Here is a 13,040-nt window from a genome sequence, read left to right on the forward strand (position 1 = left end):
CCGGCTGATTTGTAAAAATTTTGAAAGAGGGTAACTTGTTTACAGTGTTATCATACTGCTTTTTGCTTAATTGCCCCTTAAGCTTTTGGGGCGTTTTTATTCTGGCTTACCACGCTTTTTAATGCCTTGTGAAACTTTGAGGAGCACTGAATCTTGGCGCCGCATACCCGATCGCCCTCACGGTAAAGCACGACGTATTTAGCCTTATTCTCGATCCGGGCCACGGTATAATTCTTAACCTTGCCGTTAATCCCCTTAAAGGCCTCCTCCGGTATCACATCGAACATTGCCTTTACTGGAATATCTGCAACTTCTTTGCGCCAGAAAAAGATTTTCCGCTCGATGTTCAGGCTTTGATGCGTCAGCAGCATAAAAAACCCTGTGGTGATAAACCGAAGAATTACAACAAACACCACAATCATCACAATCAGAGCTGCGATGCCGATCCCTGTTTTTAAAGCGTAGTCATCCATTTGACTGATGGAACGGTTATAAATAAATACATAGGCCACGACAAACAACCCGATCAGTATCATGCCAACGGCGCTGAACTCCCGGCTGCGGACCTCTTCTCTTGCCTTTACTGCCATTATAATCTCCCTTGATAATCGATTCTTTTCAATTATCATACCCGATTTGGAGAAGTTTTGCAAGGCTGCCCACTGTCTCAAAAAACAAAAAATCCCTGGCACTCCAGGGACTTATTCAAAAGCCTTAATTAAGCTTCCGGTGAAAATTCATCTTTGCTGACGCCGCATTCCGGGCAAACCCAATCTTCCGGCAGATCAGCAAAAGCTGTTCCAGGAGCTACACCATTATCAGGATCACCTACAGCGGGATCATAAACATAACCACAGATATCACATACATATTTTTGCATTTTTTCTCCTCCTTCGAAGGTCTAGAATTTGTTTGTCTTGTATATACCCCGGAGCCTTTAACTTTAAACTCCGTTACCGCAATTATAACGAAATTTTCTCTATTTTTCAATGAAAACTTAAACATTTCGGGATTTTAAGGTATAATAGTTTTCGACATCTGTCATTGGAGGCGCTTATGCAAAAAATAAAACCCTATCTGGCTATTTCCTATACTCTTGTTTTCTGGGGTATTTCTTTTATCAGCACAAAAATCTGTCTTCAGGCTTTTTCAGTATACGCTTTAATTTTCGGGCGCTTCGCCATCGCGGCGATTATTCTGATGCTGGTCAAGCGAAAGCTTGAGCCCGAACAGCGGCTTCTGAAACATGATCTTCCCCGTGTTTTAATCGCAGGCCTCATCGGCTTTACGGGCTATTATGTTTTCGAAGCTGTGGGCGTAGACCTGACCGGAGCTTCCATGGCTTCCATTTTATTGAGCCTTGTGCCGATTTTCTGCATGCTCATTGACACAATCATTTTAAAACAGCGTTTTACGCTCATAAAAGCTGCCGCCGTAGCCTTTTCCGTAGTGGGCGTTGTTATGATTGTGGGCCTTTCTGAAATTCAGCTCAATCCCTGGGGCTGTGGCGCCATGATTCTTTCGGGCCTTGGCTGGCTTTTATATAACTATCAGGCCAAGCCCCTTTACAGCCGTTATACCGGTCTGGATATCACCACCTATCTCTCGGCCTGTATTGCGGGGGTTACACTGCCACTTGCCCTTATTTTCCCGCCAGATTTCAGCCTTTTTACTGGAGAGATCATCATCAATTTTCTGTTTTTGGCAGTATTGGTCTCCGCAACGGCAAACCTCACCTATATGTATGCCCTGAAGAGCATCCCCATTCTTACTGTGACCATCCTCGTCAATTTTGTACCGGTCGTCACCATTATCTTCAGTGCGCTTGTGCTCGGCGAGACCTTCACAGCGCTTCAGCTGCTCGGCGCGGCCCTGGTTATCGCATCGGTATGTCTAACCGCGCTGCCAGAGAAACCAGCGGATGCTTCTAAAAATAAAATGAAACCTGAAGGTTGATTTCATTTTTGAATTTTTACTTAACTTTAAATTTTCCGTCACCGGAGAGCGCGCTGCGTTTTCCGGCTTTTTATTTTGCCTGCCGCATCCTGTAAACACCTCTATGCTTCCTTATTATATATACGCCAAACTATTTCCTTCAAAAATATTTTTCTATTTTTTTCGTAAAATATTATAAATTTTAAAATAGAAATTTGAAAACACGGATAAAAATCTTCATATTTCATCTTTGAAATCCTTTAATGGTTTTTTTTACAAAAAACGGCTGTTTTTAGCCATTCCTTTGCTTTCGACTTTTTGGCACGAGACTTGCGTTATATAAAGGCATAAGAAAAAACACATAATGATCATGGAGGGTAATGATTATGACACGTAACTTTTATTCCAATTTATTCACTCGCAAAGAGGACATTGAACTGATTCACGACAAAAGCTTGTATCTGCTCGCAAATAAGGGGATTTTATTTGATAACGAAGAAGCTCGCGATATTTTAGCAAAAGCAGGCTGTAAGGTAGACGGCAAGATTGTCTATATCGACAAAGACCTGGTTGAAAAATGTGTGGCTCTGGTTCCAAAGACCTTTGATATGTATTCAAGAGGTATGAAATTCACAACAGGCGTCGGACAGGAAATGATGGTCCAGTCTTCACTGGGTCCGGTCAATGTTCTGGATAACGGCGAATACCGTAAGGCTAACGCAGAAGATTATATCAATTTCATTAAAATTCATCAGGACAGTGATATCATGCACCTGATCGACGCCGACATCGTCGTACCAAATGATATTCCGACAAAAATCCATACTGAATGGACAACTCTGGCAAACTTAAAATATTCCGATAAATTAATCGGCGGTCACAATGGTACCAAGGAACGCTGCGAAAAATTCATCAAACTGGTTCAGGATTTCAATGATGACCACGAACACTGCCAGACCATTACTCTGGCCACTAACTCCGCACCATTTGCATGGAACAAGGAAATGTGCGATACCATCATCACTTACGCCAGAATGGGCCAGGCTCTGGTTATCACAGGCGTTGGCTTAGCCGGCATGACTTCTCCACCGACCCTGGCTTCCACCACGGTTCAGAACAACACCGAACTGCTGGCCGGTCTTGTTTTATCTCAGCTCGTTCAGCCGGGCGCACCGGTTATCTACCAGCTAAGCTCACTGGAATGTGACTTGAGATACTCCCTGTGCGTATGCGGCGGACCAGAAACCTTCCAGTCCTTCTGCACCATGCGTGAACTGGCAGACTTCTACGGACTGCCCTGCCGCGCCAACGGCTGTCTCGCAGACGCCAAACAGGATGACTACCAGAGCGGCGCTGAATCCATGCTGATCTGTCTGTCCGGCTATATGGTAGAACCTGAACAGTTATACATGCTCGGCGGCATCCTGGATTCTTACGGCGCCTTAGGCTATGAAAAATATATGCTTGACGAACAAACCGCCCGCATTGTCAAACATCTCTTAAAGGGAACCACCATCAATGACCAGACACTCATGATGGATAAAATGGAAAAAGTCGAACACAAAACCAACTACATCGCCCGTACCAACAAGCTGTACAAGGCAGATTTCTTCCTGCCGCCACTGTACAACCGTCAATCCATTGGTAACTGGGAAGCTGCCGGCAGCCCGACCGTACAGGAACTTGCACGCAAGGCTTGGCAGGACCGCGTAGCCAACTACGAACTGCCGACCAAACTCGAAGCGTTCCAGGAAAAAATAATCAAAGACTTGATTCCTGAAGAATTCATGTTCTAAATTCCTTAACAATAACTAACCCATTTCATTAGTGCAAAATAGGGATTCGGCAATACCAGAACTTATTTTGCACTAATTTTTTTATCAAGGAGAGAGGAGACCTATGATGAATAACAGTGTTACCAACAAGGACAACTTAAGCAAATTCAGGACAATGCTGATCATTTTCCTGGTCAGCTTTGGTTCAGCAGTGCTTTTTCAGATTATTTACTTCCGTTTTTCGTTTTATGACACCATGATGACCAGCCTGAACATCAACAACGCCCAGCTTGGCGCCACCGGTGGTATCTACGGCCTTGTCGCCACCATCTGCTATCTTCCGGGCGGGATTATCGCAGACAAGATCCGGGCAAAATACCTTGCTTCGATCGGCTTCTTCACCACTGCTGCCGTTATCTGCTGGTTTGCGACACTTCCGTCTTACACCAGCATCATGATTATTTTTGGCCTTCTCGGCGTTACCAGCACCCTTATTTTCTGGGGTATTCGTTATAAGCTGATCCGTCTGGTCAGCGATGACACCACTTATTCGCGAAATATTGGCCTGAGTTACGGAATCTACGGCGTCGGCGGCCTGCTTCTGGGTTTTGTCTCGCAGCAGATTTTTAACGCTTTCGTGTCAGACTCTGCCGCTGGTTTTGTGGTTGTCTTAATTGTCAGCGCTATTTTAAATGTTATTTTTGGTATCGCCACCTTGTTTTTTGTTCCAAAATTTGACGATGAAATCAAGGAGGGACAGGGCTTTAACCTCAATGAATTTAAAGAAGCCATCAAGCATCCTGGCGTTTGGCTGACCACAGCGTCCATGTTCTTTGTCTACTGCGCCTATGCCGCCATGGCTTATACAACACCTTACCTGACCGATGTTTTTGGGGCTTCCATGGGCATTACCTCTACTGTCGGTATGATCCGTACTTACGGTATCGCTCTGCTTTCTGCGCCGATCATCGGCAGCATTGCCACCAGAATCAACTCACCAGCTAAGGTGCTCATTCTGATCATGGCTTTAACAGCAGTCTGCTCGGCAATCCTGATCTTCCTGCCGACAACGGCCGCGCTTTTAATGGTTGCCATCGTATTAATTCTGGCCATTGGTTTTTTCCTGACAGGCGCATACGGCGTTGCTTCCTCCCAGTTTACCGAATCCGCTGTGCCGACCACAATCTTCGGTGCCGCTACCGGTATCCTGTCGGTCATCGCCTTTATTCCAGATATGTTTGTACCGGTTATCACTGGTAACTGGCTGGATCAACATCCAGGTATGATTGGCTATCAGATGAGCTTTGGCTGCTTCCTGATCGCAGCTTCCATCATCGCGGTACTCTGCTCTGTGGCTATCCGTATCTATGTTAAGAAAAAGAATATTCAACCTGAAGATAAATAATAAACACCTGAGCGGGGACGGCCTGGCTTTCCCCGCAAAATATAAAATAGCCTGTTTACCATAATTTATCCGTTAAATCATTGGACTAAACCATCAAAACGTAGTAAGATAAAACCATCTTACGAATACAAATGTGTGATTGTGAAAGACAGAAGGGGGCGGACTTATGAAAAAATTTAAAATCGACAAATGGGCTATTATTATCACGCTGGTCATTGTACTGGCGCTCAGCATCTACATTGTACTCCTGCCGGAACAGGCAACTGCAACGCTCAATAATCTGCGCGTTTTTACAACATCCAAAATGGGTTTTTACTTTGTTTTGATTACCATCGGCATTTTTGCTGTGAACATCAGTCTTGCCTTCTCTAAATATGGAAACATTAAACTCGGCAAGGGCGATCCGAACTACAAAACCTTCAGTTGGATTGCCATGATTTTTTGTGCCACCATGGGAACCAGTATCCTGTACTGGGCTACACTGGAATGGGTTTATTACTATACAGGGCCGCCGATGGGGCTGGCCCCGCAGAGTATAGCAGCCGCGGAGGTCGCCGTATCCTACAGTTTTTTCCACTGGGGTATTCCGGCCTGGGGCATCTATGCCATCGGTACAGTCCCCATTGCCTACCGCTACTATATCCGTCAGAAAGACGGTCTTTCTCTGGCCGGCGGCTGTGAAGGGGTTACCGGCGGAAAGCCTGTCTGGAATAAGATCATCAATATCATTTTTATTTTTGGTATTGTATCCGGTATTATCATCAGCTTTGGAACAGGGATTCCTATGCTGGTCAATAATCTGCACAACAGCATCGGAACGCCAGATACCTTCATCATGCAGGTAATTATGGTTGTAATCGTTACTTTTATTTTTACCCTTAGCTCTTATGCCGGGCTCGACAAAGGGATGAAGTTCTGTTCAGATTCTACAACCTACCTCTTTTTCATCTTGCTGGCTTTTGTATTTATTTTTGGGAATCCTTTATTCCAGATTGAAAACACCATTAAAAGCCTTGGGCTCATGATCAATAACTTTGTCCCGATGATCTTTGAGACAGAACCGATTGTCAAAACCGGCTTTACCGCAGACTGGACGGTTTTTTACTGGGCCTGGTGGATTACCCTGGCACCTTGGATGTGGATTTTTATTGCAAAGATTTCCAAAGGGCGTACTATCAAACAGGTCGTGCTCACCATTTCTCTGGCTGGCCTCATCAGCACAGTACTGTTCTTCGGTATACTTTCAAACTACGGCCTTAACTTACAACTGACCGGGCAGTTTGACTTTGTCTCGATTCTACAGAACCAGAGCCCTGAACAGGTTATCTCATCGGCCATTATGGCTTTGCCGCTTGGCAAAATTGTGCTCTTTGTGTGGTTTATCGTCGGCCTGATGTTGCTGGTCACAACACTGGACTCTGCTGTATTTACACTGGCGGCGGCCTCGGTCACCAACCTGAAAACCGATGAAATCCCTCCCAAAAGCCTGAAACTTTTCTGGGCAGTCATCATTGCCGCGATTCCACTGTGCCTGATGTTTGCCAAGGCTCCGCTGGATTCGCTGAAATCGACCATTATCATCACAGCGGTTCCCGTTTCTATCACGCTGATTTTCTGTATCATTTCCATTTTCAAATGGCTGAAGCAGGATTACGGCGACATGACAAGGGATGAAATCACTCGACTGGAAAAGGAAACACCTCCCGATCTCCCGGAAACCGGAGACCTTTCCCCGAGCACAGGTGAGAAACAAGTGTGATCAATGCTTAACAGACCCGGGTGACTTTCATAAACCCTGAAAACCTTATTGGTTTTCGGGGTTTTTTTGCATTATTAAGCTTCTGTCTCAACAAGATTGGACAAAACGCATAAAATATATTAAGATAACATTACCTTGCGAATGTAAAGATTTTTTCAGCCAGCTCATCTTTACATATCTAAGGAGGTAAAAAAACATGAAAAAATATAAAATTGATAAATGGGCTATTATTATCACTCTGGCACTGGTTGCAGCCTTTAGCGTCTACATCATACTGATGCCGGCTGCAGCGACGGAAGCCCTGAATAAAATCCGGGTTTTCATTACCACCAAGATGGGCGTTTACTTTATTCTCATTACCATTGGAATATTCGTGTTTAACTTTGCTGTGGCTTTTTCTAAATTTGGGAATATCAAGCTTGGCAAGGATAAACCGGAGTACAAAACCTTCAGCTGGATCGCCATGATCTTCTGCGCAACGATGGGCGCCGGGCTTTTGTACTGGGCCGTTCTCGAGTGGGTCTATTACTATATCACACCGCCCATTGGCATTACGCCTGAGAGCATCGCTGCCGCTCAGGTGGCTGTATCCTACAACTTTTTCCATTGGGGCGTTCCCGCCTGGGGAATCTATGCTATCGGCACCATTCCTCTGGCCTATCGTTTTTATGTCCGCAGACAGGAGGGCCTCTCCCTGGCAAACGGCTGCGAGGGGGTTACCGGCGGCCAGCCAATCTGGAATAAAATCATCAACATTGTATTTATTTTTGGAATTGTTTCCGGCATTATTCTGTCCTTCGGGACCGGGATTCCAATGCTGGTTAATAACCTGCACACCAGTCTCGGCACACCCGATAACTTTATCATGCAGGTCGTTATGGTGATCGCCGTCACCATTTTCTTTACAGCCAGTTCTTACGCAGGGCTTGACAAGGGGACGAAATTCTGTTCGGACTCCACTATTTACCTGTGTTTCTTTTTACTGGCCTATGTCTTTATTTTTGGCGGGCCTCAATTCCAGCTGGAAAATACCATTAAAAGCTTCGGCATGATGATCACCAATTTTGTGCCCATGATCACTGAAACTGAGCCCATTGTCAAGACTGGTTTTACAGCGGACTGGACCGTTTTTTACTGGGCCTGGTGGATTACCCTGGCACCCTGGATGTGGATCTTTATTGCGAAAATCTCAAGGGGGCGCACCATCAAAGAGGTTATCCTGTGCATCACCGGAGCGGGCTTGCTCAGTACAATTTTGTTCTTTGGCGTATTATCCAACTATGGACTCCAGCTGCAGCTTACCGGTTCCTTTAACTTTGTCGAAATTCTCCAGACTCAGAGTCCGGAACAGGTTATTTCAACGGTTATCGCGGCTCTGCCGTTTGGCAGGATCATCCTGCTTGTCTGGTTTCTCACTGGTGTCATGCTGCTCATCACCACTTTGGATTCCGCTGTCTTTACTCTGTCTGCGGCTTCTATTAAAAACATCAGAGATGATGAAGTCCCGCCGAACTATCTCAAGCTCTTCTGGGCCATTGTTATTTCGGCGATTCCACTGTGTCTGATGTTTGCAAAGGCGCCACTGGATTCTTTAAAATCAGCCATTATCATTTCGGCGCTCCCGGTATCGGTAACGCTGATTCTCTGCGTTGTATCCTTATATAAATGGTTAAAAAAGGACTTTGGAAGTCTGACACGGGCCCAGATCATTGAAAAAGAAAAAGACCCCACTCCAGATTTTGATCCCGGCGATTTCACTTTACCCGAACAGGATAAAAAGTCAAATAAAGAGGAATCTCTGACCGAATAAAAAAGGACTGCTGCACCGTAATTTTTAATCAACGGACAGCAGTCCTTTTTATTTTGTTTTCTTTATCAAAACCACTGCGCTGGCAATAACACCGATGATCAGAAACATCGCTGCCAGGCCGCCGATATTGGACAGCATCTTTATTCCTGTCAGCCCATCACCTATTCCCATCATAATCCATGTGACAACGCCAATAATGACGCCCCACACAATCTTGAGGTATGCCGGGCTGTCCACCGTTTCATTCTCTGGCTGACGGCAGCAAAGGTTGGTGATGGCAACAGTTGAAGAATCCGCCGCTGTCACAAAGGAAATCAGCACTGCCGCGAGATAAACCGGGACCATGAGCTCTGCCATCGGCAGATTTTTGAAAAGCTGGTAAATAACATTCTCATAGCCCAGCTGATAGGCCTCCACCAATCCGCAGACCGGCGTATTAAACAGAATATTTACAGTCGCACCGGAGATGATCATAAACCACAGCACACTGAACAGCGCGGTGAGAAGCAGATTCATTTTTATGATCTCCCGGATGGTTCTCCCATAGCTGATCTGTCCGAGAAACACAGCCGTGATGGGCGTCCAGGCCATCCAGTTGCCAAAATAGTACATGGTCCAGTTCTTAGTCCAGGGATCGCGCTCCAGCACACCAGTAAACAACGCGCCTGAAAAAAAGGTATCTAAAAACTCCCCTATTCCCTCTATTCCAAAGGAGACGATAAAAAGCGTGCCGCCAAAGCACAGAATAAACAAAAGAATAAAAATGTATATTCCAACATTGATATTTGATAAAATCGTGATGCCCTTTTTTATGCCTGAAATAGCCGATATAATGGAAATACCGCCTACAAAAACAATGATCGCAAGCCAGACAGCCGGGTTAGAGGACAAACCAAAGAGCCGGCTTAGTCCGCTGTTAATGCTCAAAGTTCCAATACCAAGGGACGCCGAAAGACCTGTGACCAGTGAAAAGACACACACCACATCAATGAGCCCGTTCATCCTCACGCGGCCCTTCTCACGAATCAATGGCGCCATCATTGAACCAATGGAAAAGGAAGCTTTCATATTGTAACAGCCGTAGGCGAACATCACTGCCAGCAGAGTATACATGGCGTAAGGCAGCACTGTCCAGTGCCTGTAAATCGCCGCCATGGCAAAACGGGCGGACTCCGCGGTCATGGCCGCAATGCCGGTTGATTCCGGCGGATATAAAATATGCTGTACCGGCTCCGCCGCTCCCCAGAACACAATGCCCGCTGCAATGGTCGTGCCAAGCGTTACCGTAAACCAATTCCAGTTCGTAAGCTTCGGCTTTGCCGCAGGTCCACCGATTCTCACCCTGCCCAGCGGCGAAAAATAAATCCATATGCAGATCCCAAGTGAAACGACAGCGGTGAGCAGAAACGCCCATCCGAAATAATTGAGAATCCAGTCGTAAAAGGCTGTGGCCAGAGCGGAAAAGCCCGCCCCGTCACAAAGATTCCAAATGATACATCCAATAAACAATATAGCTGGCGGCAAAAAAACTCCCCACCTTATTTGTCTGTATTTCATATGAGCGCCTCGATTCCAAGCATAGAAGGGTTCTTTTTTATTGTCTACTCCACTTCCGCTGTCTGTTCTTTACTTTTTCGAATCTGTCTGAACAGCACACCAGCTGCGACTAACCCAATAGCTGTCACCACAATCATGTACACGAAGATATGCTGGTATCCGCCGATTCCAGGATACTTATCCATCCAGTTGCCAATCAGGCTGTAAATATAAGCCTCTGGAATGAAGCCGACCAGTGAGACAAAGCCCATTGCCGTACCGCTGTAGGACAGTGGAATCTTAAGTTCATCAATAGCTGCAAAGTAGATACCTCTGAGCATGAACATTGAAAGTCCCGTTGCCAGCATAAAAGCGATAAATACGCCGAGATACTGCGGGTTATTCGGAATAATCATATATGCGGCATAACAGATAACCGGGATAATGGAGGTAAAGAATATCACCTTGATGTTTGAACCGATCTTATCTGCAATAAACCCGCTGATGAGCCCGCCGACAATAGCCATTCCATAAATACGCAGAATTCCCAGAAATGCGGCTGTTGAGGCAGACAGTCCAAAGAACTCCGTTAAATAAGGGGTCAGATAAGAGTAAGATGCGTAAATGGAGCAGACAGAGAATACCACGATGGATAAAAGCCAGAGCTTCGGCATTTTTACAACCTTTACCAGATCCTTGACTGAGGCCCCTGTTTTTTCTTCTGGATTATCTGTCGGCTTATTGTCACTCAGGCCAAACCAGGCAAAAACACCGCCGATGATGGCCAAAACCGCATAGCCGATAATCACCCAGCGCAGCGCCAGATAGTTGGCTCCGGTGGTGTTAAAGATAAACAGGATCACCATTCCATAAAGCACTGGCATAATGCCCGTTCCGCTTTCACGCATTCCGAACAGACGTCCCTGCTCACTGCTGTCGCCCAACTGTCTTGTGGCTTTCAGCATAGCGGCCCAGAAGGTCAGCGATGAGAGAACTCCATACATGACATAGATAAATATAAGAACAGGGTAAGAAGGATATGTTGACAACAAAATCCCCAGAGCGCCTGTTCCCACCAGTGAGAAGGCAATCAGCTTTCTGGCGGAAAGACGGTCAGCCAGGTACCCGCCAGGAAAGTAACCAATCATTGAGATAAAACCAAAAATACTCATCAACAGGCCAAGCTGGGAGTTTGAAATATTCATGGCTTCCAGAATGACATCGTAATAATTATAGCTTAAATAGGGCAGTTCATAAATCGTACTCCCCGCAAGAATCAATGCGAAAAGTGCCACATACTTTTTAACTTTTGAGTCTTTAGCAGTGCTATCCATTTTTTTCTCCTAATTTTCTAAATGCTTTCCCGGTATTCTTCAGGAATATACGGCGCTACAATCGCGTTCTGTTCCTTTGTGATTTCCGGCGGCTGATAAGAGGCAATTCTTTCCTTCGCAACCTTTTCAGCCATTTCCTTTAAGGAGCGCCGCCCTTCGTTCTGCCATACGTTAGGGTCTTGCTTATTAAAGAACTTTGGCATAACAAACTCTTCACGGTACATCTTTGGCGTTCTGCCCTTTAAATAAGAGCCGCGTGGCCCGATTTTCCTGATCAAATCAAAACAGCCTTTTTCCTCAGAGGTATCAATTCCAGCGGCCATTCGTCTTGCGTAGAGCAAGGTATCTTCATCCAGCATATATTTTTCATAGCTGAAGATATTAAAAGAGCCCATAATACCGCAGGCGTGAAGGATCAGGTCAACGCCGGATTCATAAGTTGCGTTTAACACCAGCATAGATTCCGCGCCGGCCTGGTAGTCCAGATCCTTTGCGTCGCTCAGGCTTCCGCCGCTGCGGCATGGCATTTTATAATAGTCCGCCATGGCTACAGCCGCGTAGACCATTAAAGCGGTTTCCGGTGAGCCAATACTCAAAAGAATACTTCTCAAATCGGTGGAGGCGGAGGTGTTGCCATAAATAACCGGCACTCCCGGGCAGGCAAGCTGCGCCAGCGTTAAGCCTGCCAGTATTTCTGCATTGGTCAGGCTCACAGTCGCAAAGACAGACGGCGGCGAGGTTAACGCCGGCATCGCGCAGGGCGTAAACCAAATCGGCTGCTTTTCAGCGCAGAAAGCAAACATTTTTTCAAGGGGGGCAAAATCATAGCAGAGCGGCGATAAGGAATTGACACAGAAGGAGTTGACATAACGCTCCTGTTCCTCTACCCCTTCAAAGGCTTTAATGATTTTAAGGCTTTTAACCGTTGTATCAAACAGCTCCTCATGCGGTACCGAAAAGGTATCCGGGTCGAAACAGGCGATCTGCGGACTGTATTTCAGCAGCATCCCAACATTAGAGAAAATTTTCTGTTCTTTTGTAAAATTAGTAGTATCCGCAAAATAGTCCATGTAATTATAATCTGTTGCCGGACTGGTAGACGCCAGTTTGAAAATATTGATGGTATCCTCATTACGCATACGGCGAATGGAATTATGGTCCTCAACATATACTGCACCACAGGCAGGCATATTAACGCGGCTGCCGTCGCCAATGGTAACAGACCCCTTTGTCGAATACAGCTCAAATGTCTCTGGACACTGTGCTACGGCCTGATTCACCAAATCTTCGCTTATAAAAACAATGTCCCCCTCAATCTCTGCACCATGCTCTTTGAATAATTCTAAAGCTTTTGGATGCTCAAAACGTACGCCGACCTCTTTTAAAATTCTCAGCGACTCTTCGTGGATGCGCTCGATATCTTCTTTCGAAACATAATGACTAAATTTCTTCAACGTTCTCTCTCCTCGTTTTTTCATTCTAAAAA

At 45.7% G+C, this 13,040-nt stretch carries 10 protein-coding genes; 5 read left to right on the forward strand and 5 right to left on the reverse strand.

Features of this window, described 5'->3' with window-relative positions; genetic code table 11:
- Positions 1 to 77: 77 nt before the first annotated feature.
- Together CPZ25_RS12875 and rd are read right to left on the reverse strand one after the other, a co-directional pair.
- Positions 78 to 590: a hypothetical protein gene (locus CPZ25_RS12875; protein WP_096918781.1), complete on the reverse strand. Its 513-nt coding sequence runs from the start codon at positions 588 to 590 to the stop codon at positions 78 to 80.
- A 128-nt stretch (positions 591 to 718) separates the two neighbouring features.
- Entirely contained in the window at positions 719 to 880 is a 162-nt protein-coding gene (rd, locus tag CPZ25_RS12880; RefSeq protein WP_013382779.1) for a rubredoxin, read from the reverse strand.
- Positions 881 to 1,056: 176 nt separating this feature from the next.
- Here rd and CPZ25_RS12885 point away from each other — a divergent pair, with 176 nt between their 5' ends.
- The 5 genes from CPZ25_RS12885 to CPZ25_RS12905 all read left to right on the forward strand — a co-directional run bounded on the left by CPZ25_RS12885 (position 1,057) and on the right by CPZ25_RS12905 (position 8,684).
- Entirely contained in the window at positions 1,057 to 1,956 is a 900-nt protein-coding gene (locus CPZ25_RS12885) for a DMT family transporter (protein WP_096918782.1), read from the forward strand.
- Between the two features lie 365 nt (positions 1,957 to 2,321).
- Positions 2,322 to 3,731, forward strand: coding sequence for a trimethylamine methyltransferase family protein (locus CPZ25_RS12890; protein ID WP_058696269.1), 1,410 nt, complete (start codon positions 2,322 to 2,324; stop codon positions 3,729 to 3,731).
- 103 nt (positions 3,732 to 3,834) lie between these two features.
- A complete protein-coding gene (locus CPZ25_RS12895; RefSeq protein WP_224168775.1) occupies positions 3,835 to 5,115 on the forward strand; it encodes an MFS transporter in 1,281 nt (426 codons plus the stop codon).
- A 166-nt stretch (positions 5,116 to 5,281) separates the two neighbouring features.
- Positions 5,282 to 6,874 carry a BCCT family transporter gene (locus CPZ25_RS12900; protein WP_058696271.1) on the forward strand — a complete coding sequence of 531 codons (1,593 nt, stop codon included), beginning with the start codon at positions 5,282 to 5,284 and terminating at the stop codon, positions 6,872 to 6,874.
- Positions 6,875 to 7,070: 196 nt separating this feature from the next.
- Entirely contained in the window at positions 7,071 to 8,684 is a 1,614-nt protein-coding gene (locus CPZ25_RS12905; RefSeq protein WP_096918783.1) for a BCCT family transporter, read from the forward strand.
- Between the two features lie 48 nt (positions 8,685 to 8,732).
- On the opposite strand, the gene CPZ25_RS12910 is transcribed toward CPZ25_RS12905, so the two are convergent.
- From CPZ25_RS12910 to CPZ25_RS12920, 3 genes are all read right to left on the reverse strand, one after another.
- Positions 8,733 to 10,208, reverse strand: a complete 1,476-nt coding sequence (locus CPZ25_RS12910; RefSeq protein ID WP_167495229.1) for a BCCT family transporter — start codon at positions 10,206 to 10,208, stop codon at positions 8,733 to 8,735.
- Between the two features lie 77 nt (positions 10,209 to 10,285).
- Positions 10,286 to 11,554, reverse strand: a complete 1,269-nt coding sequence (locus tag CPZ25_RS12915) for an MFS transporter (protein ID WP_096918785.1) — start codon at positions 11,552 to 11,554, stop codon at positions 10,286 to 10,288.
- Between the two features lie 17 nt (positions 11,555 to 11,571).
- Positions 11,572 to 13,008 carry a trimethylamine methyltransferase family protein gene (locus CPZ25_RS12920; RefSeq protein WP_096918786.1) on the reverse strand — a complete coding sequence of 479 codons (1,437 nt, stop codon included), beginning with the start codon at positions 13,006 to 13,008 and terminating at the stop codon, positions 11,572 to 11,574.
- Positions 13,009 to 13,040: the final 32 nt, after the last annotated feature.

It is taken from the genome of Eubacterium maltosivorans, assembly GCF_002441855.2.
GTDB lineage: Bacteria > Bacillota > Clostridia > Eubacteriales > Eubacteriaceae > Eubacterium > Eubacterium maltosivorans.

What these genes read in the sequence shown, in the direction of transcription:
- CPZ25_RS12875 (WP_096918781.1), bottom strand. Translation starts at nt 590, where the DNA reads ATGGCAGTAAAGGCAAGAGAAGAGGTCCGCAGCCGGGAGTTCAGCGCC.
- rd (WP_013382779.1), bottom strand. Translation starts at nt 880, where the DNA reads ATGCAAAAATATGTATGTGATATCTGTGGTTATGTTTATGATCCCGCT.
- CPZ25_RS12885 (WP_096918782.1), top strand. Translation starts at nt 1,057, where the DNA reads ATGCAAAAAATAAAACCCTATCTGGCTATTTCCTATACTCTTGTTTTC.
- CPZ25_RS12890 (WP_058696269.1), top strand. Translation starts at nt 2,322, where the DNA reads ATGACACGTAACTTTTATTCCAATTTATTCACTCGCAAAGAGGACATT.
- CPZ25_RS12895 (WP_224168775.1), top strand. Translation starts at nt 3,835, where the DNA reads ATGATGAATAACAGTGTTACCAACAAGGACAACTTAAGCAAATTCAGG.
- CPZ25_RS12900 (WP_058696271.1), top strand. Translation starts at nt 5,282, where the DNA reads ATGAAAAAATTTAAAATCGACAAATGGGCTATTATTATCACGCTGGTC.
- CPZ25_RS12905 (WP_096918783.1), top strand. Translation starts at nt 7,071, where the DNA reads ATGAAAAAATATAAAATTGATAAATGGGCTATTATTATCACTCTGGCA.
- CPZ25_RS12915 (WP_096918785.1), bottom strand. Translation starts at nt 11,554, where the DNA reads ATGGATAGCACTGCTAAAGACTCAAAAGTTAAAAAGTATGTGGCACTT.